26 protein-coding genes are annotated in these 26,252 nt (G+C 58.9%); 18 read left to right on the top strand and 8 right to left on the bottom strand.

The window, feature by feature from the left end; all coding sequences use genetic code 11:
- Positions 1-124 precede the first annotated feature (124 nt).
- The 8 genes from pdhA to lipA all read left to right on the top strand — a co-directional run bounded on the left by pdhA (position 125) and on the right by lipA (position 7,877).
- Complete coding sequence (pdhA, locus tag ACI3K0_RS01135) at positions 125-1,183, top strand: pyruvate dehydrogenase (acetyl-transferring) E1 component subunit alpha (RefSeq protein WP_183821538.1); 1,059 nt, start codon at positions 125-127, stop codon at positions 1,181-1,183.
- 20 nt (positions 1,184-1,203) lie between these two features.
- Positions 1,204-2,583, top strand: coding sequence for a pyruvate dehydrogenase complex E1 component subunit beta (locus tag ACI3K0_RS01130; RefSeq protein WP_183821539.1), 1,380 nt, complete (start codon positions 1,204-1,206; stop codon positions 2,581-2,583).
- A gap of 15 nt (positions 2,584-2,598) precedes the next feature.
- Positions 2,599-3,936 carry a pyruvate dehydrogenase complex dihydrolipoamide acetyltransferase gene (locus tag ACI3K0_RS01125; RefSeq protein ID WP_404944807.1) on the top strand — a complete coding sequence of 446 codons (1,338 nt, stop codon included), beginning with the start codon at positions 2,599-2,601 and terminating at the stop codon, positions 3,934-3,936.
- Between the two features lie 18 nt (positions 3,937-3,954).
- On the top strand, positions 3,955-4,593 hold the full coding sequence (locus ACI3K0_RS01120; RefSeq protein WP_183821541.1) for an SGNH/GDSL hydrolase family protein: 639 nt from the start codon (positions 3,955-3,957) through the stop codon (positions 4,591-4,593).
- 71 nt (positions 4,594-4,664) lie between these two features.
- Positions 4,665-4,937 (top strand): YdcH family protein, encoded by a 273-nt coding sequence (locus tag ACI3K0_RS01115; RefSeq protein WP_183821542.1) that lies wholly within the window; start codon positions 4,665-4,667, stop codon positions 4,935-4,937.
- Between the two features lie 75 nt (positions 4,938-5,012).
- Positions 5,013-6,458 carry a dihydrolipoyl dehydrogenase gene (gene lpdA / locus ACI3K0_RS01110; protein ID WP_404944806.1) on the top strand — a complete coding sequence of 482 codons (1,446 nt, stop codon included), beginning with the start codon at positions 5,013-5,015 and terminating at the stop codon, positions 6,456-6,458.
- A gap of 84 nt (positions 6,459-6,542) precedes the next feature.
- On the top strand, positions 6,543-6,791 hold the full coding sequence (locus ACI3K0_RS01105) for a GlsB/YeaQ/YmgE family stress response membrane protein (protein WP_139677981.1): 249 nt from the start codon (positions 6,543-6,545) through the stop codon (positions 6,789-6,791).
- 111 nt (positions 6,792-6,902) lie between these two features.
- Complete coding sequence (gene lipA / locus ACI3K0_RS01100) at positions 6,903-7,877, top strand: lipoyl synthase (protein WP_183821544.1); 975 nt, start codon at positions 6,903-6,905, stop codon at positions 7,875-7,877.
- A 21-nt stretch (positions 7,878-7,898) separates the two neighbouring features.
- Here lipA and ACI3K0_RS01095 read toward each other — a convergent pair whose 3' ends face one another.
- Entirely contained in the window at positions 7,899-8,084 is a 186-nt protein-coding gene (locus ACI3K0_RS01095) for a hypothetical protein (protein WP_148144882.1), read from the bottom strand.
- A gap of 174 nt (positions 8,085-8,258) precedes the next feature.
- On the opposite strand from ACI3K0_RS01095, the gene ACI3K0_RS01090 reads away from it, so the two are divergent.
- Both ACI3K0_RS01090 and ACI3K0_RS01085 read left to right on the top strand, forming a co-directional pair.
- The gene (locus tag ACI3K0_RS01090; protein ID WP_183821545.1) at positions 8,259-8,819 is read left to right on the top strand and encodes an AAA family ATPase; all 561 of its coding nucleotides are present in this window, start codon (positions 8,259-8,261) and stop codon (positions 8,817-8,819) included.
- Positions 8,820-8,850: 31 nt separating this feature from the next.
- Positions 8,851-9,309, top strand: a complete 459-nt coding sequence (locus ACI3K0_RS01085) for a type II toxin-antitoxin system RatA family toxin (protein ID WP_206825881.1) — start codon at positions 8,851-8,853, stop codon at positions 9,307-9,309.
- A gap of 7 nt (positions 9,310-9,316) precedes the next feature.
- Here the strand turns inward: ACI3K0_RS01085 and ACI3K0_RS01080 are convergent, their stop codons facing one another.
- Together ACI3K0_RS01080 and ACI3K0_RS01075 are read right to left on the bottom strand one after the other, a co-directional pair.
- A complete protein-coding gene (locus ACI3K0_RS01080) occupies positions 9,317-9,817 on the bottom strand; it encodes a CinA family protein (protein WP_183821547.1) in 501 nt (166 codons plus the stop codon).
- The gene (locus tag ACI3K0_RS01075) at positions 9,814-11,007 is read right to left on the bottom strand and encodes a bifunctional 2-C-methyl-D-erythritol 4-phosphate cytidylyltransferase/2-C-methyl-D-erythritol 2,4-cyclodiphosphate synthase (RefSeq protein WP_183821548.1); all 1,194 of its coding nucleotides are present in this window, start codon (positions 11,005-11,007) and stop codon (positions 9,814-9,816) included. Before ACI3K0_RS01075 ends, ACI3K0_RS01080 begins: the two co-directional genes overlap by 4 nt.
- 166 nt (positions 11,008-11,173) lie before the next feature.
- On the opposite strand from ACI3K0_RS01075, the gene dusB reads away from it, so the two are divergent.
- Genes dusB through ntrC form a run of 3 tightly spaced genes read left to right on the top strand, consistent with a single transcriptional unit; the run spans position 11,174 to position 14,795 of the window.
- Positions 11,174-12,202: a tRNA dihydrouridine synthase DusB gene (dusB, locus tag ACI3K0_RS01070; protein ID WP_183821549.1), complete on the top strand. Its 1,029-nt coding sequence runs from the start codon at positions 11,174-11,176 to the stop codon at positions 12,200-12,202.
- Positions 12,199-13,347 (top strand): nitrogen regulation protein NR(II), encoded by a 1,149-nt coding sequence (locus ACI3K0_RS01065; RefSeq protein ID WP_183821550.1) that lies wholly within the window; start codon positions 12,199-12,201, stop codon positions 13,345-13,347. The genes dusB and ACI3K0_RS01065 overlap by 4 nt, the downstream gene beginning before the upstream one ends.
- A complete protein-coding gene (gene ntrC / locus ACI3K0_RS01060; RefSeq protein ID WP_148144876.1) occupies positions 13,344-14,795 on the top strand; it encodes a nitrogen regulation protein NR(I) in 1,452 nt (483 codons plus the stop codon). The genes ACI3K0_RS01065 and ntrC overlap by 4 nt, the downstream gene beginning before the upstream one ends.
- Before the next feature lie 56 nt (positions 14,796-14,851).
- Here the strand turns inward: ntrC and ACI3K0_RS01055 are convergent, their stop codons facing one another.
- Together ACI3K0_RS01055 and ACI3K0_RS01050 are read right to left on the bottom strand one after the other, a co-directional pair.
- On the bottom strand, positions 14,852-15,433 hold the full coding sequence (locus ACI3K0_RS01055) for an SCO family protein (protein WP_404944805.1): 582 nt from the start codon (positions 15,431-15,433) through the stop codon (positions 14,852-14,854).
- Between the two features lie 2 nt (positions 15,434-15,435).
- Positions 15,436-15,924 carry a copper chaperone PCu(A)C gene (locus tag ACI3K0_RS01050; protein ID WP_404944804.1) on the bottom strand — a complete coding sequence of 163 codons (489 nt, stop codon included), beginning with the start codon at positions 15,922-15,924 and terminating at the stop codon, positions 15,436-15,438.
- A 913-nt stretch (positions 15,925-16,837) separates the two neighbouring features.
- On the opposite strand from ACI3K0_RS01050, the gene ACI3K0_RS01045 reads away from it, so the two are divergent.
- From ACI3K0_RS01045 to ACI3K0_RS01025, 5 genes are all read left to right on the top strand, one after another.
- Complete coding sequence (locus ACI3K0_RS01045) at positions 16,838-19,108, top strand: ATP-binding protein (protein ID WP_404944803.1); 2,271 nt, start codon at positions 16,838-16,840, stop codon at positions 19,106-19,108.
- Positions 19,098-20,462 (top strand): sigma-54 dependent transcriptional regulator, encoded by a 1,365-nt coding sequence (locus ACI3K0_RS01040; RefSeq protein ID WP_183821553.1) that lies wholly within the window; start codon positions 19,098-19,100, stop codon positions 20,460-20,462. Before ACI3K0_RS01045 ends, ACI3K0_RS01040 begins: the two co-directional genes overlap by 11 nt.
- Before the next feature lie 300 nt (positions 20,463-20,762).
- Entirely contained in the window at positions 20,763-21,005 is a 243-nt protein-coding gene (gene hfq / locus ACI3K0_RS01035) for an RNA chaperone Hfq (RefSeq protein ID WP_007757453.1), read from the top strand.
- A 75-nt stretch (positions 21,006-21,080) separates the two neighbouring features.
- The gene (gene hflX, locus ACI3K0_RS01030; protein ID WP_404944802.1) at positions 21,081-22,421 is read left to right on the top strand and encodes a GTPase HflX; all 1,341 of its coding nucleotides are present in this window, start codon (positions 21,081-21,083) and stop codon (positions 22,419-22,421) included.
- 6 nt (positions 22,422-22,427) lie between these two features.
- Positions 22,428-22,919, top strand: coding sequence for a hypothetical protein (locus ACI3K0_RS01025; protein ID WP_183821554.1), 492 nt, complete (start codon positions 22,428-22,430; stop codon positions 22,917-22,919).
- Between the two features lie 194 nt (positions 22,920-23,113).
- Here the strand turns inward: ACI3K0_RS01025 and ACI3K0_RS01020 are convergent, their stop codons facing one another.
- The 3 genes from ACI3K0_RS01020 to ACI3K0_RS01010 form a co-directional block, all read right to left on the bottom strand.
- Entirely contained in the window at positions 23,114-23,926 is an 813-nt protein-coding gene (locus tag ACI3K0_RS01020) for a ferredoxin--NADP reductase (protein WP_183821555.1), read from the bottom strand.
- Between the two features lie 145 nt (positions 23,927-24,071).
- Positions 24,072-24,575, bottom strand: a complete 504-nt coding sequence (locus ACI3K0_RS01015) for a DUF934 domain-containing protein (RefSeq protein ID WP_183821556.1) — start codon at positions 24,573-24,575, stop codon at positions 24,072-24,074.
- Positions 24,575-26,248 (bottom strand): nitrite/sulfite reductase, encoded by a 1,674-nt coding sequence (locus ACI3K0_RS01010; protein ID WP_148144868.1) that lies wholly within the window; start codon positions 26,246-26,248, stop codon positions 24,575-24,577. The genes ACI3K0_RS01015 and ACI3K0_RS01010 overlap by 1 nt, the downstream gene beginning before the upstream one ends.
- Positions 26,249-26,252: the final 4 nt, after the last annotated feature.

Genomic DNA, 26,252 nt, shown 5'->3' with positions numbered 1-26,252 from the left:
GCAAATATGTCATTGCTGGGGCGCGCTTTCTTCCCTATGTTAGCTGCAGAAACCGGAGTGGGTTGCGGCGTGCATGTGCTCGTCTCGATGCCGCTCTTTCAATGCAGCACATAGGGAGGGATCGATGGCGCAAACCAAATCCGCGTCTGCATCCGGCCGCAAGCCAGCGGCAAAATCTGCCAGCAAAACAGCCTCGAAGGAATTTACCGGCAAGAATACGCCGGAATTCGGCAAGGACGACGATCTGCACGCGTATCGAGAGATGCTGCTGATCCGTCGCTTCGAAGAGAAGGCCGGCCAGCTCTATGGCATGGGCTTCATCGGCGGTTTCTGCCATCTCTATATCGGCCAGGAAGCTGTCGTCGTCGGCATGCAGATGGCGCAGCAGGAAGGCGATCAGGTCATCACCGCCTATCGCGACCACGGCCACATGCTTGCTTGCGGCATGAGCCCGCGTGGCGTCATGGCCGAGCTTACCGGTCGTCGCGGTGGCTTGTCCAAGGGCAAGGGCGGCTCGATGCACATGTTCTCCAAGGAGAAGCATTTCTACGGCGGTCACGGTATCGTCGGTGCGCAGGTGTCGCTCGGCACCGGTCTCGCCTTCGCCAATGCCTATCGCAACAATGACAGCGTATCTGTTGCCTATTTCGGCGATGGCGCTGCCAACCAGGGTCAGGTCTACGAGAGCTTCAATATGGCTGCTCTGTGGAAACTGCCGATCATCTACATCGTCGAGAACAACCGTTATGCCATGGGCACCTCGACCGCGCGCGCAACCGCACAGTCGAACTATTCGATGCGCGGCGTCGGCTTCGGCATTCCGGGTATCCAGGTGGATGGCATGGATGTGCGCGCCGTCAAGGCTGCGGCTGACGAGGCGCTCGCCCATTGCCGCTCCGGCAAGGGTCCGATCATTCTCGAAATGCTGACCTACCGTTACCGCGGTCACTCCATGTCCGACCCGGCAAAGTACCGCTCCAAGGAAGAAGTGCAGAAGATGCGCTCGGAGCAGGATCCGATCGAACAGGTTCGCAACCGTCTGCTCGAAAAGGGCTGGGCGTCCGAGGACGAACTGAAGGCGATCGACAAGGATATCCGCGACATCGTTACGGATAGCGCCGACTTCGCTCAGAACGATCCGGAGCCGGATGCATCCGAGCTCTACACCGATATCCTGCTCTAAGCGCGGGGAGGAAAGAACCTATGCCTATCGATATCCTGATGCCTGCACTTTCTCCGACGATGGAGGAAGGCACGCTTTCCAAATGGGTCAAGAAGGAAGGCGACACCGTCAAGTCCGGCGATGTCATTGCTGAAATCGAGACCGACAAGGCGACCATGGAAGTGGAAGCCGTCGATGAAGGCGTGATCGGCAAGCTGCTGGTCGAAGCCGGCACCGAAAACGTCAAGGTCAACACCAAGATCGCGATCCTGCTTGCCGAAGGCGAAAGCGCCGATGCGATCGGTTCTTCCGCTCCGGCAGCCGAAGCTCCGAAGGCCGAGGCACCTGCCGCTGAAGAAGCAAAGCCCGCATCCGCTTCGGTCCCGGCTCAGCCGAAGGTCGAAGTCGCTGCTGATCCGGATATCCCTGCCGGCACCGAAATGGTTTCGACGACCGTTCGCGAAGCTCTGCGCGACGCAATGGCTGAAGAAATGCGCCGCGATGGCGACGTATTCGTCATGGGTGAAGAAGTCGCCGAATATCAGGGCGCCTACAAGATCACGCAAGGGTTGCTGCAGGAATTCGGTGCCAAGCGCGTTGTCGATACTCCGATCACCGAACACGGTTTTGCCGGTATCGGCGTCGGTGCAGCCATGTCCGGCCTGAAGCCGATCGTCGAGTTCATGACGTTCAACTTCGCCATGCAGGCGATTGACCAGATCATCAACTCTGCTGCCAAGACGCTCTACATGTCGGGTGGTCAGATGGGTGCTCCGATCGTGTTCCGCGGTCCGAACGGCGCTGCTGCCCGCGTTGGCGCACAGCACAGCCAGGACTTCTCCTCGTGGTACAGCCAGATCCCCGGCCTCAAGGTCGTCATGCCTTACACGGCTGCCGACGCAAAGGGTCTCTTGAAGGCTGCTATCCGCGATCCGAACCCGGTCGTCTTCCTCGAAAACGAAATCCTCTACGGTCAGCATTTCGATGTGCCGAAGCTGGATGATTTCGTTCTGCCGATCGGCAAGGCGCGCATCCACCGCAAGGGCAAGGACGCAACGATCGTTTCCTTCGGTATCGGCATGACCTACGCCGTTAAGGCGGTTGCCAAACTCGAGAAGGAAGGCATCGATGTCGAACTGATCGACCTTCGCACGATCCGTCCGATGGACCTGCCGACCGTCATCGAATCCGTCAAGAAGACCGGTCGCCTCGTCACTGTCGAGGAAGGTTACCCGCAGAACTCGGTCGGCACCGAAATCGCCACCCGCGTCATGCAGCAGGCCTTCGACTATCTCGATGCCCCGGTTCTGACGATCGCCGGCAAGGACGTTCCGATGCCTTACGCCGCCAACCTCGAAAAGCTGGCTCTGCCGACTGTCGGCGAAGTCGTTCAGGCGGTCAAAACCGTCTGCTACAAGTAAGGGAAGGGTGATAGGATGCCTATCAACATCACCATGCCTGCCCTTTCTCCGACCATGGAAGAGGGCAACCTCGCTAAGTGGCTGGTCAAGGAAGGCGACAAGATCAAGTCCGGTGACGTGATCGCCGAGATCGAAACCGACAAAGCGACGATGGAAGTCGAAGCTGTCGACGAGGGCACGATCGCCAAGATCGTTGTTCCGGCCGGCACTGAATCGGTCAAGGTCAATGCACTGATCGCCATCATTGCCGAAGAAGGCGAAGACGTTGCGGCCGCTGCTGCCGGTGCGGGTTCCGCCTCGAAGGCGGAGGCTGCTCCGGCCGAAAAGACCGCTGAAGCTTCGAAGGCCGCCGTTCCGGTCACCGACGCTGCGCCGGCACCGTCGACGCCTGCTCCGGTTGCCGATGGCAAGCGCGTCTTCTCGTCGCCGCTCGCCCGTCGTCTCGCCAAGGAAGCTGGTCTCGATCTTTCTGCCGTCACCGGCACCGGCCCGCATGGCCGTGTGGTCAAGGCAGACGTCGAAAAGGCTGCCGCCGGCGGTGCAAAATCTGCTCCGGCTGCTGCACAATCCGCTGCCGCCCCGGCACCGGCTGCCGCAAAGGGTCCGTCGGACGAAAGCACGCTCAAGCTGTTTGCGGAAGGCTCCTACGAGCTTCTGCCGCATGACGGCATGCGCAAGACGATCGCCGCACGCCTGACCGAGTCCACCCAGACGGTTCCGTCCTACACGGTATCGATGGATTGCGAACTCGACGCGCTCCTGGCTCTGCGTGCCGAGATCAACAAGTCGGCTCCGGTGAACAAGACCGAGAAGGGCGAGGTTCCGGCCTTCAAGCTCTCCGTCAACGACTTCATCATCAAGGCGATGGCGCTGGCGCTGCGCGACGTTCCGATGGCAAACGCCTCCTGGACTTCGACCGCACGCGTGCTGCACAAGCATTCCGACGTCGGTGTCGCCGTTTCTATCCCGGACGGTCTGATCACGCCGATCGTTCGCAAGGCCGAAACCAAGGCCCTGTCGGTCATCTCCAACGAGGTGAAGGACATGGCCAAGCGCGCCCGCGACAAGAAGTTGAAGCCTGAAGAATACCAGGGTGGCACGACCTCGGTGTCCAACCTCGGCATGTTCGGCGTCTCTTCGTTCACTTCGATCGTCAATCTGCCGCAGGCCTCGATCGTGTCGATCGGTGCCGGCGTCGAGAAGCCGGTCGTCCGTAACGGCAAGATTGAAGTCGGTACGGTGATGTCGGCGACCTTCGCCTTCGACCACCGCGTCATCGATGGTGCGCTCGGTGCGGAACTCGCGTCCGCCTTCAAGCGCTACATCGAAAATCCGATGTCGATGCTGGTTTAACGGCAAAAGGACGGCGGGATGAGGACCGTTCTCTGCTTCGGCGACAGTCTCACCTGGGGGTATGACCCCGAAGGGCCGGGACGGCATGCTTTCGAGGATCGCTGGCCAAGCGTCCTCGGTGCAGCCCTCGGGCCCGGTGTGACCGTGATTGCCGAAGGGTTGAACGGCCGCACGACCGGCTATGACGATCACCTGGCCGATTGTGATCGCAACGGTGTGAAGAACCTTCCAACGGCGCTTCACACCCATATGCCGCTTGATCTCGTCGTCATAATGCTCGGTACCAACGATATGAAGCCGGCGATTGCCGGGACCGCTTATGCGGCCCGCGCCGGCTTGCAGAGGCTCGTAGGGCTGATCCGCCACCACGAGTATTCGTTCGATTATGATGCGCCGGAAATCCTGATCGTTTCGCCGCCGCCACTCTGTGAAACGGCCGATCCAGTGTTTTCGGCGATCTTCCGTAATGGCGTCGAGGAATCGGCGATGCTTGCATCGCTTTACCGTGATCTTGCCGATGATCTTGGCTGCGGTTTCTTCGATGCAGGTTCGGTTGCCCGTACCAGCCCGGTCGACGGTGTACACTTGACGCCTGAGGGAACTCGGGCAATTGGTCGCGGTCTGGAGCCGATCGTTCGAATGATGCTTGGCCTTTGATCTGGATCAACGGAGGTAATTTTAGGCGGACCTAGCGTGGACACTTCCTCACTAATAAAGGGATTTGTTCCATGTCTGGCACGCTGCATGAACTGGCCGCAGAATTTCCGGATTTCAGGGCGCTTGTGCGCCATCTCCAGGAAACGGATGGGCATTTTGCCCGACTGTGCCGGAGTTATGAAGACCTGAGCCGGAGGGTCCAACTGGCCGAGAGACGCAACGAGCCCGCAGGCGATGCAATGCTCATCGACATGTGCAAGCAGCGCAGGCAGCTCAAGGAAGAAATCTACGGGATGCTGGTTCAGCCTGAACCGGAAGCAGAAGCGATCAAGCTGGCGGTCTGACCGTCAGGCGCTTCCATCCCGTGAAGACCCAAGGTGTTTCGCCGGGGTCTCGACAGAAGAGGATTGGAAGCGCTCATGTCCAACGCTTATGACGTTATTGTAATCGGCTCCGGCCCTGGTGGTTATATCGCTGCGATCAGGGCCTCGCAGCTCGGCATGAAGGTCGCGGTCGTCGAACGCGAACACCTTGCCGGCATTTGCTCCAACTGGGGCTGCATCCCGACCAAGGCTCTGCTTCGCACCGCCGACGTGTTGCACACCGCCACCCATGCCAAGGATTACGGCCTGACGCTTGAAGGCTCTATCAAGCCGGACGTCAAGGCGATCGTTGCCCGTTCGCGCGGCATTGCCGCCCGCATGAACAACGGCGTCGGCTTCCTGTTCAAGAAGAACAAGGTCGATATCATCTGGGGTGAAGCCGAGCTCACCAAGCCTGGCGAGATCGTCGTTGGCAAGTCGACCAAGCCGGTCGTTCAGCCGCAGGGTCCGGTGCCGAAGAACACGCTGGGTGAGGGCACCTATACCGCCAAGCACATCATCGTTGCCACCGGCGCCCGTCCGCGCGCGCTGCCGGGTATCGAGCCTGATGGCAAGCTGATCTGGACCTATTTCGAAGCGATGAAGCCGGAAGAACTGCCGAAATCGCTGCTGGTCATGGGCTCGGGCGCGATCGGCATCGAATTCGCCTCCTTCTACCGCACGATGGGCGTAGACGTGACCGTCGTCGAAATCATGAGCCAGGTCATGCCGGTCGAAGACGCGGAAATCTCCGCCTTTGCCAAGAAGCAGTTCGAAAAGCAGGGCATCAAGATCCATCTGGAAGCCAAGGTCGCCAAGGTGGAGAAGGGTGCAAACTCGATCACTGCCACGATCGAAAAGAAGGACGGAACGTCTGAAAAGATCACGGCTGACCGGATGATCTCGGCTGTCGGCGTTCAGGCCAATATCGAAAACATCGGCCTCGAGGCCGCCGGCGTGAAGACCGACCGCGGCTTCATCGTCATCGATGGTTACGGCAAGACCAACGTTCCCGGCATCTACGCAATCGGTGACGTTGCCGGTGGCCCGCTTCTCGCTCACAAGGCCGAGCATGAAGCCGTTGTCTGCGTCGAGAAGATCGCTGGGCTGCCGAACGTCCATGCTACCGACAAGGGCAAGATCCCGGGCTGCACCTATTGCAACCCGCAGGTCGCCTCGGTTGGCCTGACGGAAGCCAAGGCCAAGGAACAGGGCCGCGACATCCGCGTCGGCCGCTTCTCCTTTGCCGCAAACGGCAAGGCCGTGGCGCTCGGCGAAGACCAGGGCATGGTCAAGACGATCTTCGACAAGAAGACCGGCGAACTGCTGGGTGCCCACATGGTCGGTGCGGAAGTTACCGAACTGATCCAGGGCTTTGTCGTCGCGATGAACCTTGAGACGACCGAAGAAGATCTGATGCACACCATCTTCCCGCATCCGACCATTTCGGAATCGATGAAGGAAAGTGTGCTGGATGCTTATGGGCGCGTTCTTAACGCCTGATACGGCTCCCCTATACGAACAAGAGGCGCTTCCCATTCATGATGGGGAGCGCCGAACGACTATCTGGGTCTTGGAGGAGGAATGATGGAAAGCGTTGGCTGGATCGGAGCGATCATCATCGGCGGACTGGCGGGCTGGCTTGCCGGCAAGCTGATGGACATGCGCTTCGGCATCTTCATGAACATCATCCTTGGTATCGTCGGTTCCGTGGTCGCGATCGCCGTGCTGGGAACGTTCGACGTCCCGGTAAAGGATAGCCGTCTCGGCTATTTCGTCACGGCTTTCCTTGGCGCGAGCCTTTTGCTATTCGTCGCCAAAATCGTCAGGCGCTAAAGTAGCGATCTGGCAGGTTATGCCGCGCAAACATTTGCCGCGGTTCATGCATAGAGAATCTCCGAACGACAACATGCTCCGACATCAATGCGGAGTTGAAGGCAGGATTTCATGGTCACCATTCTCGACAGGACCAATCTCTCCGAAGAGAAGCGCGTCCGCCATCCGGAAAAGGCGCATCGGCCCGATACCGAAGTGATGCGCAAGCCGGACTGGATCCGCGTCAAGGCGCCGGTATCGAAAGGCTACCAAGAAACTCGTGCGATCGTCCGTGAGAACAAGCTGGTGACAGTCTGCGAAGAGGCGGGCTGTCCCAACATAGGTGAGTGCTGGGACAAGAAGCACGCCACCTTCATGATCATGGGCGAAATCTGTACCCGCGCCTGCGCGTTCTGCAATGTCGCGACAGGCAAGCCGAACCCGCTCGACATGTCCGAACCGGAAAGCGTGGCACGCGCCGTCAAGGAAATGGGGCTGCAACACGTCGTCATTACCTCCGTCGACCGTGACGATCTGGACGATGGTGGTGCGGAACATTTCGAAAAGGTGATCTGGGCAATCCGTGCCGCATCACCGCTGACAACGATCGAAATCCTGACGCCGGACTTTTTGAAGAAGCCCGGTGCGCTGGAGCGCGTCGTCGCCGCCAAGCCGGACGTCTTCAACCATAATATGGAAACCGTTCCCGGCAATTATCTCACGGTTCGCCCAGGCGCCCGGTATTTCCACTCGATCCGGCTGTTGCAACGGGTGAAGGAACTCGACCCGACGATGTTCACCAAGTCCGGCATCATGGTTGGCCTCGGTGAAGAGCGTAATGAAGTTCTGCAGCTGATGGATGATCTGAGAACCGCGGATGTCGACTTCCTGACAATCGGCCAGTATCTGCAGCCGACGCGCAAGCATCACAAGGTCGAGAAATTCGTTACACCGGAAGAGTTCAAGTCTTACGAGACAGTGGCTTATACGAAGGGCTTCCTGATGGTCGCTTCGAGCCCGCTCACGCGTTCGTCGCATCATGCTGGTGACGACTTTGCCCGGTTGCGAGCTGCGCGTGAAAAGAAGCTACTGGCTGCCGCCGAATAAGGCGGCAACCTCTCTCACTGGTTATTCAGCGGCCTCGATCTTGGGGCGCTTGTCCTGGCCGTGCCTGCGTTCACGCAGTGTGCCCTTCTGTCCGCGTGCTTCACCTTTTGCCATTTCGATGAAATAGGCGAGCATCGGCATGCCGTTCATATCCGCAAGCTGCTTAGCGGATTCGAGCAGCTTTATCATCTGTGCGAAATCGTCCATGGGTATGCGTCTTTCGGATCGATAGATTTTAGAATGTTGCAATGCACCAATATAGGCGGGATTGCGACGAGGGAATATTACAACTCCCCTCAAGCTACATTAATTTTCTTTAACTTGAAAATCGTCAAACCGAAGATGTGCGTTGCAGCGGACACATAACAGGTGGGAAATCAGTTGCATATTGTCAATCCGGAGGACGCGGCACGAGTGCTTCATGCTTGCGAGCGCGTGCTTGTGATCGGCTGTTCGGGAGGCGGTAAGTCGACGCTTTCGCGGAAGCTGAGCGATAGATTGCGGCTGCCCTATATCTCGATGGACCGAGATTTTTACTGGCTGCCGGGCTGGGTGAAGCGGGATCGTGAGACGACGCGGGCCTTGATTTCGGAAGCGGTGTCCCGAGATCGCTGGATCATGGATGGCACGGGTTCATCCAGTTTCGAACTGAGAATGCCGCGCGCAAATGCGATCATCTGGGTGCGGATGCCGCGCTGGCTTTGCCTATGGGGTGTAATTTCCCGCAGCCTTCGCCATCTGGGGCAAACGCGGCCGGACATGGCGCCGGGATGTCCGGAGAGACTGTTCGATCGCGAATTCCTATCCTTCATCTGGAATTTCGAGCGGCAGACGTCACCGAGGATCGTGGACGGGGTTCGGCGTTTCAGTCCTGACTGTCCCGTATTGATCCTGACCTCCCGCGGTCAGATGCGGCAGCTTCTCTCCCTTGTCGGGGCTTGATCTTCCAAAGACCTCAGCTTAACTCCACGTCATGCCAAAGTTCGACATTCGCCGCCCGGTCAAGCACAGCCCCGAAAAGATGTACGCCCTCGTTGCGGATATCGAACGCTATCCGGAATTCCTGCCGCTATGCGAGGCGCTCAGCATTCGCAGTTCCAAGGAGCGGGACGGCAAGACCCTGCTCCTGGCCGACATGACGGTGGGCTACAAGGCGATCAAGGAAACCTTCACCACCCAGGTGCTCCTCAATCCGGCCGAACAGGCGATCGACGTCAAGTATATCGAGGGGCCGTTCAAGTATCTCGACAACCGCTGGCGTTTCGAGCCGCCGACCGATGGCGGTGACGGTTGTGTCGTGCATTTCTACATAGACTACGAGTTCAAAAGCATGATTCTCGGCGCGCTGATGGGCTCGATGTTCGATCGTGCTTTTCGCATGTTTACCGATGCTTTCGAGAGCCGCGCAGACAAGATTTATGCCGCGGCCTGAGAGCCGCTCAAACGCCTGCCACTTCGATCAGCATCTCAAAGGCCGTGCGCAGGGTTGCAAGGCGCACTTCGTTGCGGCCTATATCGCCGTAGCGCATTTCCCGATGCAGGATCGTACCAGCGCGGCTGCGCGCCGCGATGTGTACGAGGCCGACAGGCTTTTCCGCCGATCCGCCACCGGGTCCGGCGATTCCTGTCACGGCGACCGCAATATCGGCGCGTGAGCGGAAGAGGGCTCCCTGAACCATCTGAAGCGCGGTCTGCTCCGATACGGCGCCATAAGCCTTCAACGTCGCGGCATTGACACCCAGCAGATCCATCTTGGCTTCGTTGGTATAGGTGACGAAGCCGCGGTCGACCACGGCGGAGGAGCCGCTGATATCCGTCAACGCGCCGACAATGAGGCCGCCTGTGCAGGATTCGGCTGTGGAGATCATCAATCCGCGTTCGGAAAATGCCCAGACGATCCGGCGTGCATCATCCTCTATGTCTATCGGAAAAAGGCTCATGCCTGCGATCCGCGATAAACGACGGTCGCGGTTGCGATGGCGGCTATTCCTTCGCGGCGGCCGACAAAGCCGATCGTCTCGTTGGTCGTTGCCTTTACCGAGCAACGGTCGAGCGAAATACCGAGAATTGCCGCCATGTTCTCGCGCATCTTGTCGCGGTGAGGGCCGACTTTCGGTGCCTCGGCAATCAACGATACGTCGGCATTCATGATTGTGCCGCCTTTTTCGCGCACGATTTTTGCCGCGTGGTCGAGGAAGATCTTTGAAGGTGCTCCTTTCCACTGCATGTCGGAGGGCGGGAAATGGTCGCCGATATCGCCGGCGCCGCATGTGGCGAGCAGCGCGTCGGTCAGGGCGTGCAGCGCGACGTCCGCATCCGAATGGCCGGACAGTTTCTGGTCATGGGGAATGAAGACGCCGCAAAGCGTCACGCCATCACCCGGTACGAGCTGGTGCACGTCATAGCCGTTGCCTGTTCGGACGTCAGGGAGGAGGGCGTTTGCTGTAAGCCTTTCATCGGCCATGGTCATGTCCCGTTTCACGGTAAGCTTGATATTGTCGACGGAGCCTTCGACGATTGAAACCGACAGTCCGGACCATTCGGCGATTGCTGCGTCATCGGTAAAATCGTCGCGGCGAAGCGCCGCAGCCTTTTCATGCGCAGAGCGGATTTCCGACAGCAGGAAACTTTGAGGCGTCTGGGCGGCATAAAGTCCTGAGCGCGGAACCGTTTCGTGCACGAGGCCATCACTGCCGCTGCGTTTCAATGTGTCGGTGACGGCGACGGCCGGCAGGACGGCATCGACGCCGTTGTCGAATGCTTCAGCAATTCGATCGAGCATTGCGTGATCGACGAAGGGGCGTGCTGCATCATGGATCATTACATGGGTTGCTTCGGTGGCGGAAAGAGCTTTGAGGCCCTCATAAACAGAGCGTTGCCGCGTGTTTCCGCCGAAGGCGAGAGTGATGTCTGACGCCGCAAGCCCGACTGTCGCCGCCGCATACAGTTCCTCGTCATCCGGATGGATGACGACGACGATCGGTCCGCGTCTTTGCCAGCTCAGAAAGGTGTCGAGCGTATGGGCGATAACCGGCCGGCCGCCGATCGGACGATATTGCTTCGGCCCCTCGTCCGGTGAGCCAACTCTTTCCCCTCGTCCTGCCGCGACGATGACGATGCCGATTGTCATGGAGTTGCTGTTCCCGTCCTGTAGTGGATTTCTTCAATATCGATTTGGATTGACAGGGCGAGAACTATAGCCTCAAAAGCCGTATTTCCAGCACGTCGCTTAAAAATAACGCAGTTCCGGAATTGCTCTTGGCAAACGCTCAAGAGCTGAATAAAAATAGTGCATAATGCGGACTTGCCTGAAAGATCATCAATTGCATTGCAGCGACCTCGCCAGACCATTTCAGATCGGATCGGTCACTGTCCGCAATCGGGCGGTGCTTGCGCCGATGTCGGGAGTAACCGACCTTGCTTTCCGTAAGCTTGCATGGCGCTTCGGGGCGGGCCTTGTCGTTACCGAAATGGTGGCGAGCCGCGAGCTTGCGATGAACAAGGGTGAATCCTGGGCGCGACTGAAGAATGCCGGCATGACGCCGCATATGGTGCAACTGGCAGGTCGCGAAGCCTATTGGATGGCTGAGGCTGCGAAGATTTCCGCCGACAATGGCGCCGACATCATCGATATCAATATGGGGTGTCCCGCCAAGAAGGTAACCGGCGGTTATTCCGGATCGGCCCTGATGCGGGATCCGGACCATGCGTTGTCGATGATCGAGGCAACGGTGAAGGCCGTTTCCGTCCCGGTCACGGTGAAGATGCGGCTGGGCTGGGATCATGACAGTCTCAACGCTCCACTGATTGCGCGCCGCGCGCAGGAGGCGGGTGTTCAGCTTGTCACCGTGCATGGACGCACCCGTATGCAGTTCTACGAAGGCAAGGCGGATTGGGACGCTATTTACGCCGTGCGCGACGTGCTCTCCATTCCGCTGATTGCCAATGGTGACGTGCAGACGCCTGAGGATGCGACGGAAATCCTGCGCCGGTCGGGTGCGGATGCAGTCATGGTCGGTCGCGGCGCGCAGGGGCGCCCCTGGCATGTCGGCTGGCTCGCAGGCCATGCGGCACCGGCGGCAAACGAAATCTGCGCCATCGTCATAGAACACTATGAGGCGATGCTCGAGTTTTACGGCGTCGAGGCCGGGCTCAGGCACGCCCGCAAACAACTCGGCTGGTATATCGAACGTCAGGATTGCGACATTTCGGCAGAGGACAAGGCTGCCATCATGATGTCTCGTGATCCGGCTGATGTTATCCGCCGCCTTACATCCGTTTTCGAAAACGGCGCATCAATACCGGCCCGCAAGGAGGCTGCATGACAAAGTCCGCCGTTCAGGATGCTGCCCATGGGCAGGCGCTGGCCATGGCCGTCCTCAATTCCGTGCAGAACCCGGTCATTCTGGTCGATCAGGCGGGGAAGATCGCGTTTGCCAACTGGGAGGCGGAAGCCTTTTTCGGGGCAAGCGCAGCGCATCTGGCCAAATACAAGATTTCGAGCTTCATTCCGTTCGGCAGCCCGCTTCTGGCGCTGATCGATCAGGTGCGGGAGCGCAAAGCGCCGGTCAACGAGTATCGCGTCGACCTGTCCTCGCCAAAACTCGGTCAGGAAAAGCTGGTCGATTTGTATGTCGCACCGGTGGTGAGCGAACCCGGTTCTGTCGTCGTGGTGTTCCAGGAACGCTCGATGGCGGACAAGATTGATCGCCAGCTGACCCATCGCGCGGCAGCCCGCTCGGTCACGGGACTTGCCTCGATGCTGGCGCACGAGATCAAGAACCCGCTGTCAGGCATTCGCGGTGCGGCGCAGTTGCTCGAATCGGTCGTGCCGGATGACGACCGCCCGCTGACGCGGCTGATCTGCGACGAGACCGACCGGATCGTATCTCTGGTCGATCGTATGGAAGTGTTCTCCGACGAGCGCCCGGTCGATCGTGTGCCGCTCAACATTCACTCCGTGCTCGATCATGTTAAGGCTGTCGCCAAGGCCGGCTTTGCCCGCGAAATCAAGATTTCGGAGATGTACGATCCGTCGCTGCCGCCGGTCTATGCCAACCGCGATCAACTGGTTCAGGTGTTTCTCAACCTGATCAAGAATGCGGCCGAAGCTGTGGATGGCCAGGCTGACGCAGAAATCATGCTGACGACGGCCTATCGCCCCGGTATCCGTCTCTCTGTCGCCGGCACGCGTGAGAAGATTTCTCTGCCGCTGGAATTTTGCGTTATCGACAATGGTCCCGGCGTACCGGCGGACCTTGTTCCCAACCTTTTCGACCCGTTCATCACCACAAAGACCAACGGTTCCGGCCTCGGGCTGGCGCTGGTCGCCAAGATCATCGGCGGCCATGGCGGCATAGTCGAATGCGACAGCCAGGCGCGCCGGACCATATTCCGTGTTCTGATGCCCATGCACAAGGAAGAAGCCGGTGACGGCCGCGCCTTGAACTCCACAGGAAGCGAAAAATGACTGCCACGATCCTTGTCGCCGACGACGACGCGGCCATACGTACCGTCCTGAACCAGGCCCTGACCCGGGCCGGTTACGAGGTACGCATCACGTCGAATGCCGCCACGCTGTGGCGATGGGTTTCGGCCGGAGAGGGTGACCTCGTCGTGACCGACGTCGTCATGCCGGACGAAAACGCCTTCGACCTTCTGCCGCGGATCAAGAAGGCTCGCCCCGATCTGCCGGTGCTCGTCATGAGCGCGCAGAATACGTTCATGACGGCGATCCGGGCATCGGAAAAGGGTGCCTATGATTATCTTCCGAAGCCCTTCGACCTCACGGAACTGATTGCCATCATCGGCCGGGCGCTGGCCGAGCCGAAGCGCAAGCCTGCCCGTCTCGATGACGACATGCAGGACGGCATGCCCCTGGTTGGTCGCTCTGCCGCGATGCAGGAAATCTACCGCGTTCTCGCCCGTCTGATGCAGACGGACCTGACGCTGATGATCACCGGTGAATCGGGTACCGGCAAGGAACTCGTTGCGCGCGCGCTGCACGATTACGGCAAGCGCCGTAACGGTCCGTTCGTGGCGATCAACATGGCCGCCATTCCGCGCGACCTGATCGAATCGGAATTGTTCGGTCACGAGAAGGGCGCCTTTACCGGTGCGCAAAACCGCTCGACCGGTCGTTTCGAACAGGCCGAGGGTGGCACGCTGTTCCTCGACGAAATCGGCGACATGCCGATGGATGCCCAGACGCGTCTCTTACGCGTGCTGCAGCAGGGCGAATATACGACTGTCGGCGGGCGCACGCCGATCCGCACCGACGTGCGCATCGTTGCTGCCACCAATAAGGATCTGAAGCACCTGATCAATCAGGGCCTGTTCCGCGAAGACCTCTATTATCGCCTCAATGTCGTGCCGCTGCGCCTGCCGCCGTTGCGCGACCGCGCGGAAGATATTCCCGATCTCGTCCGACACTTCATGCAGATGGCGGAAAAGGAAGGGCTTGACGGCAAGCGTTTCGACAGCGAGGCGCTGGACGTGATGAAGTCCTATGCCTGGCCGGGCAACGTGCGCGAACTGGAAAACCTGGTGCGCCGCCTGATGGCGCTTTATCCGCAAGAGGTGATCACGAGGGAGATCATCGATACGGAATTGCGGTCGGACGTGCCCGACAGCCCCATCGACAAGGTAAGTCCACGCGGCGGTTCACTGACCATCGCTCAGGCAGTGGAAGAAAACATGCGGACCTATTTTGCAGGGTTCGGCGACAACCTGCCGCCGCCTGGCCTTTACGATCGTGTCCTGACCGAAATGGAATATCCGCTGATCCTTGCTGCGCTGACTGCAACCCGTGGCAACCAGATCAAGGCGGCTGACCTGCTCGGTCTCAACCGTAACACGCTTCGCAAGAAGATCCGCGAACTCGGCGTGTCGGTCTATCGCAGTTCGCGTTCAGCATGATCCTTTGCGGACGTCGGATTACTGTCCGGCGTCCGATCCATTAACGCTCTGCGTTGTTACAGGAGTCTGCTGCGGATTTTTTCAACCGCATCGTCGGAGTCCGCACCATATGGGATAAGGCCTTTCAGGCGGCCATCGGCGCCGATGAGGAAAAGGTCCATTGTATGGCTCATGGAATAGCCGCCGCTCTTGTTCGGCACCTTTTCCGCAAATGCCTTCCAGCCGGCTATTACCCGCTTCATTTCTTCAGGCGTACCGGTCACGCCGGTGATCCGGTCTGAAAACGCGGTGACATATCCGTTCATGATCTCGGGCGTATCCCGTTCCGGATCGACCGTGAACAGGTAGCTCTTGATCGGAGCACCTTCTTCTCCGAGCTGGTTCAGATATCCCGCAACCTCGAAAAGCGTTGTCGGGCAAACCTCGGGGCAATGCGTATAGCCGAAATAGACCAGTGACGGATTGCCCTTGAAGATCGACTGGTCGACCGTTTCACCCTTGTCGTTGACCAGGGAGAAGGCGGTGCCGAACTTGCTGTTACGCGGCTCGTCCTTGAAGGTGAAGAACAGGATGCCGATCAGCACACAGAAGAAGGCCGCGCAGATCGTCGTGGCGATCAGCATGAACGGATTTTTCATCGTCATTTCCCGTGTTCAGCATGTGCATCACTGCCCTTGTCGCCGGCTACCGGGCCAACGGCAAATTCGACATCAACGGCCCCTGCTTTCTCAAACACCAGCGTCGCCTTGATCATCTCACCTTCCTTGAAGGGCTGCGGCACGTTAATGAACATCAGGTGGTAACTGCCGGGCTTGAGTTCGACCGTCGTGTTGGCCGGAATCGCGATGCCGGCTTCAAGCTCGCGCATCTGCATCACGGCGCCGTTCATCTTCATCTCGTGCAGCTCAACACTGCCGGCGCGATCGGATGTGACGCTGACGAGGCGGTCTGCCGGTCCGTTATTTGTAATCTTGAAATAGCCGCCGCCAACCTTTGCCATGGGCAACATTGCCCGGGAATAGGGGTGACCGATTTCGATCTGGCCGAGCTTGAAGCCGTGCGCCTGGGCAGAGCCGAATGCGAGCATGGTGCCGAGCACGGCATAGGTGGCGATGTTCCTGATGAACATGAGTGTCTCCGAGGGAGTGTTTCTGTTGGCTTTTGCCTGCCGGAGGAGAAAGCGCGCTCCGGTGACGGCCAACTAATGATGAAGGGCAAAGCGGTTAAAACTGCTTTGAAATGATAGATTGATGTTCCTGCCGTATCGGCGGACGATCAGACGAGCGAGGGAGGTGCTCTGGCGTCAGGCAATAGACCCCGACGCGTTGGTTCCGGTGTCGGGAGGACTGCGAAAACGATATTCGCCGGCGCCTGTGCCAAAGATACTTGCAAGGCAAGGCCGGCAGACAGGATCGCGGATGTGACAGAATGCGTCAGTCGGCACAGGCTTGCGCAGGGGCAGTCTGCACTTCGTTTCAGCGGTTTATCTGAACCGGCAGGCTGTGCGTCAAAAACGCCATTGGAGCCGCAAAGGACGTGAAGCTGATCTTGTGCGACGATCGCTGTCGACGCCCTTGCCATATTTCCGGTGAATCCCTGAAACACCAACAGGTAGCCAAGGGCTACGGCCAGTGCTGTAGCCAGAATCCTGTCCGATAGGATTTGCCGGATCGCCTTCATGATATCTCCATGCCACAGGCCGAAGATAAAGTCACCGGTGCGATTAAATTGTGCGGGTCCCGCTTCGCCTCTAACAGCAAGAAGCGTCGTTTTCCCAAGTGTACTGAACACCACGTTTGCGGTTGGCTATTTCCGTGGACATCCACTCATTGTGATGTGCCAAAATCACTGACTGCTTGACAGTTGGAGATGATCGTTGCATTTTCGCCACAATGCGTTGCTTAGAGGTCACGCAGGTGGCCTAGTGAGACCGGCGGCATTTTTCGGTCAAACACCCGGACATCCAAATTCGGTGATTTTGAAGCGTCTTTCCATATTTGGTCAGGCGACAATGTGGTTGGTCCCAGAGCGGGAGGGATATGATGGTGGACGGCGGGACGGCACCCCTTGCCGACGCTCAATCAGCGACCTTCATTCAGGATCGTCGCGCCTCCTTTGCCTTGCCGGGTATTCTTCTGGCTGGTGGTGCGCTGGTCTGCGCCATTCTAACCCTGCTTGTTCTCCTCGGACTGACGCCGATTGCGCCGACCGGAAACGTGGTGATTGCGTCGGCCGTCATCAATTCGCTGTTCATCATCGGCCTGATGTATCTCATTGGGCGCGAGGTGACGCGGCTGCTGCGTGCCCGGAACCGGGGCAGGGCCGCGGCGCGCCTCCACGTGCGAATCGTCGTTCTGTTTTCCATCGTCGCCATCACGCCGGCGGTGCTGGTGGCGATCTTTGCCAGCCTGACGCTGAATGTCGGCCTTGATCGCTGGTTTTCACTGCGCACGCAGTCGATCGTGCAGTCGTCGCAGGATATCGCCCGCGCTTACATGATGGAGAATGCGAGCTATCTGCAGGGTCAGACGGTCTCGATGTCCAACGACCTCGAACGCAATCGTGCGATGTTCTATCTCGATCGCACCGGCTTTCTGGACCTGATGACCCGTCAGGCGCGTGGGCGCGGCATGCTCGGGGCCTTCCTGGTTCAGGAGGATGGTCAGGCGATTGCACAGGCCGATATAAAGACCGAGCGACCGCTGCCTGCTATCCCAGCCGATGCGCTGAAGTCCGCCGCGGGCGGCCAGCCGACACTAATTCCGCCCGGCATCACCAATCTTGTGGGGGCGGTGATGAAGACGGAGGCTATATCGGGAACATTCCTCTACACGATCCGCGCCGTCGACCCGAAGGTCATGAATGCCATGCGGCTTATGGAGGAAAACACTGCCGAGTACAAGGCGATGGAAGCGGGCCGCTCGTCGCTCCAGTTTGCCTTTGCCGTGCTCTATCTCGGGTTCGCACTTATCGTTCTTCTGGCGGCAATCTGGGCAGCAATCGCGGTTGCCGACCGTATCGTGCGGCCGATCCGACTGCTGATCAGTGCTGCTGATGCTGTCGGCAGCGGCAACCTCAATGTTGTCGTTCCCGTTCGCGCTGCCGATGGCGACGTCGGCAGCCTGTCACGCACATTCAACAAGATGATCTCCGAAATCCGCACGCAGCAGGACGAGATTCTGGAGGCCAAGGACGAAGTCGATGATCGTCGCCGCTTCATCGAAGCCGTGCTTTCCGGTGTAACGGCGGCTGTCATCGGCGTCGACGACCGGAGGATCAGCATCGTCAATCCGTCCGCCGAAGAGATGCTCGGCGTTGAGCAGCAGGGCCTTATCGGTAGAACATTGCAGGAGATCGCACCCGAGATCGACCACGTGCTGACGGAAGCCACAACACGATCCCGCGGGGATTTCCGCAAGGAAGTCAACCTGATGCGCAACGGCAAGGAACGGACATTGTCAGTTCAGGTTACCCGCGAAGAACAGCGCACGTCGAACGATTCCTATGTCATCACGCTCGATGATATTACCGATCTAGTGATCGCACAGCGTTCAACGGCATGGGCGGATGTGGCGCGCCGCATCGCCCATGAGATCAAGAACCCGCTGACGCCTATCCAATTGTCGGCGGAGCGGCTGAAGCGCCGTTACGGCAAGCAGATCGATGAGAATGATAGGGCGGTCTTCGATCAGTGCACGGACACGATCGTCCGGCAGGTCGGCGATATCGGCCGCATGGTCGACGAATTCTCTTCGTTTGCCCGCATGCCAAAGCCGTCGAAGGAAATCACCGATCTCAGAGGCATCCTGAAGGATTCGATCTTCCTGCGCGAAATGGGCACGACCCATGTCGATTTCATTCGCGAACTCGGTGACGAACCTCTCAACGGCCTGTTCGATGGACGGATGCTCGGTCAGGCTTTCGGCAATCTCGTGAAGAATGCCGTCGAGGCGATCGAGATGGTGCCGGCCGACGAGGAGCGTGACGGGCGCAAGGTGATGGTGCGCTCCGGTTTTGACAAGGCACGCGATCTGTTCGTGGTGGATGTGATCGACAACGGCATCGGACTGCCGACCGAGAACCGCCACCGGATACTCGAACCCTATATGACAATGCGCGAAAAGGGCACAGGGCTCGGCCTCGCCATCGTCAAGAAGATCATTGAAGAACATGGGGGGCAGCTCGAACTGCACGATGCCCCTGCCGATTTCGATCATGGCAAGGGCGCCATGATCAGGGTGCTTTTGCCACATGTCGATGCGGTTGGCGCGCCCGTGAAAGATAAAGACAAGGAAATAGCTTATGGCGTCTGACATTCTGGTCGTCGATGACGAGGCGGATATCCGCGAGATCGTTTCGGGCATTCTCTCCGACGAGGGCCACGAGACACGGATGGCGTATGACAGCGACAGTGCTCTGGCGGCGATTTCCGACCGTGTGCCGCGGCTGGTTTTCCTCGATATCTGGATGCAGGGGTCGAAGCTCGATGGCCTGGCGTTGCTGGACGAGATCAAGAGCCGCCATCCCGACCTGCCGGTGGTGATGATCTCCGGTCACGGCAATGTCGAGACGGCCGTCTCGGCTATCAAGCGCGGCGCCTTCGATTTTATTGAAAAGCCGTTCAAGGCCGACCGCCTGATCCTGATCGCCGAGCGGGCACTGGAAAACTCCAAGCTCAAGCGCGAAGTGTCCGAACTGAAGAAGCGCACCGGTGATGCGGCCGAACTGGTCGGAACGTCGGTTGCCGTCTCCCAGCTTCGCCAGACGATCGAAAAGGTCGCGCCGACCAACAGCCGCATCATGATTCTCGGTCCTTCCGGCTCAGGCAAGGAACTCGTTGCCCGGATGATCCATCGCAAGTCGTCGCGCGCGACTGGTCCTTTCGTGGCGCTCAATGCGGCAACTATCACGCCCGACCGGATGGAGGTGGCACTTTTCGGCACCGAGGGGACGCCTGGCCAGCCGCGCAAGATTGGCGCGCTTGAAGAGGCGCATCGCGGCATCCTCTATCTCGACGAGATCGGCGAGATGCCGCGCGAGACACAGAACAAGATCCTGCGTGTGCTCGTCGATCAGCAATTCGAGCGCGTCGGTGGTTCGAAGCGGGTGAAGGTGGATGTCCGCATCATTTCCTCCACCGCCTACAATCTGGAGAGCCTGATCTCCGAAGGTGCCTTCCGCGAGGATCTCTATCATCGTCTCGCGGTCGTACCGGTCAAGGTTCCGGCCTTGGCAGAGCGTCGCGAAGACATTCCCTTCCTCGTCGACATGTTCATGAGGCAGGTTTCCGAACAGGCGGGTATCCGCCCGCGCAAGATTGGCGACGATGCCATGGCCGTCCTGCAGGCGCATGACTGGCCGGGCAATATCCGCCAGTTGCGCAACAATATCGAGCGGCTGATGATTCTCGCGCGCACGGATGGCCCGGATACGGCGATCTCCGCCGATATGCTGCCGACCGACCTCGGTGACATGCTGCCGAAGGTCTCGTCGAAGGGAGATGTCCACATCATGACGCTTCCGCTGAGAGAGGCGCGTGAAATGTTCGAGCGTGATTATCTTATCGCGCAGATCAACCGCTTCGGCGGCAATATTTCCCGCACCGCAGAATTTGTCGGCATGGAGCGCTCGGCGTTGCACCGCAAGCTGAAATCGCTCGGCGTCTGAGGTCTTTGCCTAGCTACCGGGGTCACATTCGTGCGGTCCCATGTATTTTTGACTAAGGCTTCACACAGAGTGCCGAAATCTGCATTCCAATCGTTTCAATCGATGGAAGACAGCGCCGGCGCACATAAAGGCAGTGTCGCATCGAATATGCGCGACGCCTTTTTCGAGATTGCGGAAAAGACGCCGATTTGGTAACCAGACTTGTGGGGGAAGGGAAACACGGGGCGTTTCTCCATCATCTCTTATCACGTGAGATCATTATCCCGGCAGATTGCCGGCAAGAAAGAAAGAATCGGCGCTATGGCGGAACGTTCTCAGAACCTGCAGGATTTATTTCTCAATACAGTCCGAAAGCAGAAGATTTCCCTGACTATATTCCTCATCAACGGGGTCAAGCTCACGGGAGTCGTAACCTCCTTCGACAATTTCTGCGTGCTTCTTCGTCGTGACGGGCACTCCCAGCTCGTGTATAAGCACGCGATCTCGACCATCATGCCGGGCCAGCCCATGCAGATGTTCGAAACCGAAGAAAACGCAGCCTAAGGACAGAGACAGATTTCTACACGAGATACGTCTAACGAATCGCTCGTCCCGGAAGCCGAAAAGCACCGGGACGATATGCGCGCCGTGGTCGTCGTGCCGGTGCTCAAGCAGACGCGCGCCCGCGGCAGCCAGAGCGACACACCGATCGTCGCCGCTCCCAAGAGATCCAACGAGGCACGACTGGAAGAGGCGACCGGGCTTGCCCGCGCCATCGATCTCGACGTGGTTCAGGGACTTATCGTTCCCGTCAATCAGCCCCGGCCAGCGACCTTGATGGGAACCGGCAAGATCGAGGAAATCAAGGCTCTTCTCGATGAGAGAGATGCCGGCCTCGTCATCGTCGATCATCCGCTGACGCCGGTGCAGCAGCGCAATCTCGAAAAAGAGCTGAACGCCAAGGTCATCGACCGTACCGGCCTGATCCTCGAGATTTTCGGCCGCCGTGCCTCCACCAAGGAAGGCACGCTGCAGGTCGATCTGGCGCATCTTAATTACCAGAAGGGTCGTCTGGTCCGGTCCTGGACGCACCTTGAACGCCAGCGCGGCGGTGGCGGGTTCATGGGCGGTCCGGGTGAAACCCAGATCGAAGCCGACCGTCGTCTGTTGCAGGACCGTATCGTCAAGCTTGAGCGCGAGCTTGAACAGGTGGTTCGCACTCGCCAGCTTCATCGCGCCAAGCGCCGCAAGGTGCCGCATCCGATCGTGGCTTTGGTCGGTTATACCAATGCCGGCAAGTCGACATTGTTCAACCGCATTACCGGTGCGGGCGTTCTCGCCGAAGACATGCTGTTTGCGACGCTCGATCCGACCCTGCGCCGGATGAAGCTGCCGCATGGCCGCACCGTCATCCTGTCCGACACCGTCGGTTTCATCTCCGACCTGCCGACCCATCTGGTTGCCGCCTTCCGTGCAACGCTGGAAGAGGTACTGGAAGCCGATCTCATCCTGCATGTGCGCGACATGTCCGATCCGGACAATGCCGCCCAGTCGCATGACGTCTTACGCATTCTCGCCGATCTCGGGATCGACGAGAAGGAAAGCTCCGAGCGCATCATCGAGGTCTGGAACAAGATCGACCGGCTCGACCCGGAAACCCATGACGCGCTGTTCGAGCGCGCCAAGGGCCGCGACAACATCATGGCGCTGTCGGCAATCACGGGCGAGGGGCTTGACCCCTTGATGGACGAGATCGCCAAGCGGCTCTCTGGCGTTCTCACCGAAACCTCTATCACCATTCCTGCGGACAAGCTTTCGCTGGTCTCCTGGGTCTACGGCAATTCGATCGTCGATGGCCGCGAGGACAACGAGGACGGTTCGGTGACGCTGGATGTGCGCATGTCGGAAGCGCAGGCGACCGAGATCGAACGTCGGCTCGGCAACGGGCCGAAGCGCGAGAAGGAAGACTGGGAGCGGTAGGTAGCCATGCGGTTCTTCACGTCAGAATGGGCACGTGGAGAAGACCACGACCACGATCCGGTCGCTCAATATCAACGGTTCCTCGATACGCTTGATCCGGCTAGTCCGGTCCATCAATTCGTGATGTCTGTCAATCTCAACGACGCGATTTTGGATCGCGCCGTTTATGACAGCGTGCAAAAGAGCCTGCAGCTCTTCCTGATAACCGGAGACTTGCAGGTTGGCTATTGGTCGACAGAGATCAACTACGTCGACGCCGAAATCAACGGGCGGAAAGTCCTGAGCAATGCTCTCGATGATCGCCGATCCGAGATCTTGTATGACGAGTTTTCGGTCGAAGGTAACGGGTTCTTACACCAGTTTCTGCTTGTGCAGAAAACGCGACGCAAAACCAAGGACCAAGAATTCGGTATCCGGTTCAGCTCGTTCAGCTATCGTCAGAGGTCGATCAACGAGCGTGCAGTCACGACGCTGGAAAATGTATCGGTCTGGCGTTAGGACCGTCCGCCTCTGGCTCTGGCTCTAGCTCTGGCCCTTTGGTTTAAGTCGCGGACTGGCAGTCGAAACGTATAAACGTGGCGCTCATCTGCCGCCCAGAGTTCGCGGCTGCCCTGCCGCTCGCTATGGCTCGTGGCGTTCGTCACTGCAATCGATTCACTGGATCGATTGCTCGGGCTCCGCCCGACCGTTCCTCACCCTACAAACGCCCGTTCGATGACGAACTCGCTCGGCTTATTATTGGCGCCTTCGGTCAATCCTGCCTTTTCGAGCAGTTCCTTGGTGTCCTTCAGCATCGCAGCCGAGCCGCAGATCATGCCGCGGTCGACGGCCGGGTCGAGCGGGGGAACGCCGAGGTCGGAGAACATCTTGCCGTTCTCGATCAGGTCGGTGATGCGGCCCTTAAACGGGTAGTCTTCGCGGGTGACGGTGGAATAGAGTTTTAGCTTGTCGCCGACTAGTTCGGAGAGGAACTCGTGGTTCTTGATCTCGTCGATCAGGTCCTGGCCGTATTTCAGCTCGGACACTTCGCGGCAGGTATGGGTGAGGATGACTTCCTCGAATTTTTCGTAGGTTTCCGGATCGCGGATCAGGCTGGCGAAGGGCGCAATGCCGGTGCCGGTCGAGAACATATAGAGACGCTTGCCGGGGGTGAGCGCATCGAGCACCAGCGTGCCGGTCGGCTTCTTGCGCATAAGAACGGTATCGCCCGGCTTGATCTTCTGCAGGTGCGAGGTCAGCGGGCCATCCGGCACCTTGATCGAGAAGAATTCCAGTTCCTCGTCCCAGGCCGGGCTTGCGATCGAATAGGCGCGGTAGATCGGCTTTTCGCCGACCATCAGGCCGATCATGGCAAATTCGCCCGAGCGGAAACGGAAGCCAGCCGGGCGCGTCATGCGGAAACGGAACAGCCGGTCGGTATAGTGCTGCACATCCAGCACTGTCTCGGCATAGACGCCATCCGGGATCTTTACGGCAAAGTCTTCGGTCTTCGTGGGAGCATTCATCGCGATCGGTCTTCCAGTCTCATCGTTCTGACAGCGAGATATACTATCAAGCTGCGCATTTGAAGGCATCCCCGCCCATTGTCGCGGAAAGCATAGAAAATATGTGTACGAAAGTCACCTTTAACTCTCCCAATTCGGGGGAGTGTCAGGCCGAGCGGCGGCGCCAGCTGTAACCTTCGCCGGCTTCCGCATGACGGGATGTCGGCTGGTAATGCACGGCAATACCGGGCAGACGGTCCTCCGAAAGTCGCTTCAGCGCCGTTGCGTTAGTGACGGCAAAGCTGTCGATACCGCAGCGAAGCATCAGTGGCACCTGATCGATCAGCACATCACCGACTGCCCGCAATTCGTTGCGATAGGCAAGCCGGTCGCGCAGCAGCGAGGCATGGCTGAAGGCGCGACCGTCGTTGAAGGCCGGGAAATCCACCGCAACGATCTCGATGCGATAGAGATAGGGCTCCAGCCTGGTGACGTCGTCGGCGGGCTTGATCAGCACGCCGAGGCCGACATCGTTGCTGGCCTCCGCTTTCTCGATAAACTGATCGAGCGGCAGAAGCGCCTTCTGCTCGCCTTCGGCCTTCGCCTCGTCTGTTTCGATCACCCACGGATCGTTCTCGACGAAACCGGTTTCTCTCCAGATCTTCGTCATCACGCGGCCTCCGCCTTGGCTTCACCATAGAGCGCATCCTTGAAAGGCTGCGGCCCGACACGGCGATAGGCGGCCAAGAAGGTTTCTTCCTTGCCCGTACGCAGACCGAGATAGGTATCGACGATGGTTTCGATCGCGTCCGTCACCTTGGCCGGCTCGAAGCCACGGCCGATGATTTCGCCGATTGATGTATGTTCGTCGCCGGAACCGCCGAGCGTGATCTGATAGAGCTCGGCGCCTTTCTTTTCCACGCCCAGAAGGCCGATATGGCCGACATGGTGGTGGCCACAGGCATTAATGCAGCCGGAGATTTTTATCTTGAGCTCACCAATCTCGGCCTGTCTTTCAGGCGCGCCGAAGCGTGAAGAAATTTCCTGGGCTACCGGGATCGAACGGGCGTTCGCGAGTGCGCAATAGTCCAGGCCGGGACAGGCAATGATATCGGTGATCAGGTTGGAATTCGCCGTTTCCAGCCCGTGCGCCGTCAGGGCACGATAGAGCGGCTCCAGATCGGCCAGCGCCACATGCGGGAAGATGACGTTCTGCTCATGGCTGATGCGGATCTCATCATGGGCGAATTCTTCCGCCAGATCGGCAATCACATCCATCTGGACGTCGGATGCATCCCCCGGAATGCCGCCGATGGGTTTCAGCGAAATCGTCACCATGCCGTAATCGGGATGCTTGTGCGGCTGGACATTCTGGTTCACCCAGCGGGCAAAGGCCTCGTCCTGCTTTTTCCAGCCGGCAAGCTGCGCCCAGCCTTCGCCACGGTTGGGCAGGGCCGGCGGTGCGAAATAGGCGGTGATTGCCGCGACATCAGCCTCCGGTAGCTTCAGTTCGCTTTCCTGCAGATGGGAAAATTCCTCCTCTACCTGACGGGTCAGTTCCTCGACGCCCGTTTCATGCACGAGGATCTTGATGCGCGCCTTGTATTTGTTGTCACGACGGCCATGCAGGTTGTACACGCGCATGATCGCGGTGATGTAGGAGAGCAGGTCCCGCTCGGGCAGAAAATCCTTGATCTTCTTGGCGATCAGAGGCGTGCGGCCCTGTCCGCCGCCGACATAGACGGCAAAACCGATCTCACCCTTTTCGTTCTTCTTCAGATGCAGGCCGATATCGTGGACCTGTATTGCCGCGCGGTCGCGTTCTGCACCCGTCACCGCAATCTTAAACTTGCGCGGCAGGAAGGAGAATTCCGGGTGGACGGAAGACCACTGGCGCAGAATTTCAGCATAGGGACGGGGGTCGGCCACTTCGTCTGCTGCCGCACCGGCAAAATGGTCGGCCGTGACATTGCGAATGCAGTTGCCCGAGGTCTGCAGCGCATGCATTTCGACACTTGCCAGTTCCGCCAGGATATCGGGCGTGTCGGAAAGCTTCGGCCAGTTGTACTGGATGTTCTGGCGGGTGGTGAAATGGCCGTAACCGCGGTCATATTTGCGGGCGATATGCGCCAGCATCCGCATCTGCCTAGAGTTCAGCGTGCCATAAGGGATTGCGACGCGAAGCATATAGGCATGAAGCTGCAGATAGACGCCGTTCATCAGGCGCAGCGGCTTGAAAGCATCCTCGGCGAGTTCGCCGGAAAGCCGGCGCTCGACCTGATCGCGAAACTGTTCCACGCGGCTCGAAACAAAGGCGTGGTCGAATTCATCGTAACGATACATGGGT

This window comes from Rhizobium sp. ZW T2_16, from assembly GCF_044987325.1.
Lineage (GTDB): Bacteria > Pseudomonadota > Alphaproteobacteria > Rhizobiales > Rhizobiaceae > Neorhizobium > Neorhizobium cellulosilyticum.
This window is presented reverse-complemented; position numbering and strand designations above follow the sequence as displayed.

Bases quoted from the DNA above. Each gene is read 5' to 3' on its own strand.
- ACI3K0_RS01050 (WP_404944804.1), bottom strand. From the start codon at position 15,924: ATGTTCATCAGGAACATCGCCACCTATGCCGTGCTCGGCACCATGCTC.
- ACI3K0_RS01130 (WP_183821539.1), top strand. From the start codon at position 1,204: ATGCCTATCGATATCCTGATGCCTGCACTTTCTCCGACGATGGAGGAA.
- dusB (WP_183821549.1), top strand. From the start codon at position 11,174: ATGCGGACTTGCCTGAAAGATCATCAATTGCATTGCAGCGACCTCGCC.
- hflX (WP_404944802.1), top strand. From the start codon at position 21,081: ATGCGCGCCGTGGTCGTCGTGCCGGTGCTCAAGCAGACGCGCGCCCGC.
- ACI3K0_RS01025 (WP_183821554.1), top strand. From the start codon at position 22,428: ATGCGGTTCTTCACGTCAGAATGGGCACGTGGAGAAGACCACGACCAC.
- ACI3K0_RS01075 (WP_183821548.1), bottom strand. From the start codon at position 11,007: ATGACAATCGGCATCGTCATCGTCGCGGCAGGACGAGGGGAAAGAGTT.
- ACI3K0_RS01065 (WP_183821550.1), top strand. From the start codon at position 12,199: ATGACAAAGTCCGCCGTTCAGGATGCTGCCCATGGGCAGGCGCTGGCC.
- ACI3K0_RS01080 (WP_183821547.1), bottom strand. From the start codon at position 9,817: ATGAGCCTTTTTCCGATAGACATAGAGGATGATGCACGCCGGATCGTC.
- lpdA (WP_404944806.1), top strand. From the start codon at position 5,013: ATGTCCAACGCTTATGACGTTATTGTAATCGGCTCCGGCCCTGGTGGT.
- ACI3K0_RS01125 (WP_404944807.1), top strand. From the start codon at position 2,599: ATGCCTATCAACATCACCATGCCTGCCCTTTCTCCGACCATGGAAGAG.
- ACI3K0_RS01105 (WP_139677981.1), top strand. From the start codon at position 6,543: ATGGAAAGCGTTGGCTGGATCGGAGCGATCATCATCGGCGGACTGGCG.
- pdhA (WP_183821538.1), top strand. From the start codon at position 125: ATGGCGCAAACCAAATCCGCGTCTGCATCCGGCCGCAAGCCAGCGGCA.
- ACI3K0_RS01010 (WP_148144868.1), bottom strand. From the start codon at position 26,248: ATGTATCGTTACGATGAATTCGACCACGCCTTTGTTTCGAGCCGCGTG.
- ACI3K0_RS01040 (WP_183821553.1), top strand. From the start codon at position 19,098: ATGGCGTCTGACATTCTGGTCGTCGATGACGAGGCGGATATCCGCGAG.
- ACI3K0_RS01115 (WP_183821542.1), top strand. From the start codon at position 4,665: ATGTCTGGCACGCTGCATGAACTGGCCGCAGAATTTCCGGATTTCAGG.
- lipA (WP_183821544.1), top strand. From the start codon at position 6,903: ATGGTCACCATTCTCGACAGGACCAATCTCTCCGAAGAGAAGCGCGTC.
- ACI3K0_RS01085 (WP_206825881.1), top strand. From the start codon at position 8,851: ATGCCAAAGTTCGACATTCGCCGCCCGGTCAAGCACAGCCCCGAAAAG.
- ntrC (WP_148144876.1), top strand. From the start codon at position 13,344: ATGACTGCCACGATCCTTGTCGCCGACGACGACGCGGCCATACGTACC.
- ACI3K0_RS01020 (WP_183821555.1), bottom strand. From the start codon at position 23,926: ATGAATGCTCCCACGAAGACCGAAGACTTTGCCGTAAAGATCCCGGAT.
- ACI3K0_RS01055 (WP_404944805.1), bottom strand. From the start codon at position 15,433: ATGAAAAATCCGTTCATGCTGATCGCCACGACGATCTGCGCGGCCTTC.
- ACI3K0_RS01120 (WP_183821541.1), top strand. From the start codon at position 3,955: ATGAGGACCGTTCTCTGCTTCGGCGACAGTCTCACCTGGGGGTATGAC.
- ACI3K0_RS01015 (WP_183821556.1), bottom strand. From the start codon at position 24,575: ATGACGAAGATCTGGAGAGAAACCGGTTTCGTCGAGAACGATCCGTGG.
- hfq (WP_007757453.1), top strand. From the start codon at position 20,763: ATGGCGGAACGTTCTCAGAACCTGCAGGATTTATTTCTCAATACAGTC.
- ACI3K0_RS01045 (WP_404944803.1), top strand. From the start codon at position 16,838: ATGGTGGACGGCGGGACGGCACCCCTTGCCGACGCTCAATCAGCGACC.
- ACI3K0_RS01095 (WP_148144882.1), bottom strand. From the start codon at position 8,084: ATGGACGATTTCGCACAGATGATAAAGCTGCTCGAATCCGCTAAGCAG.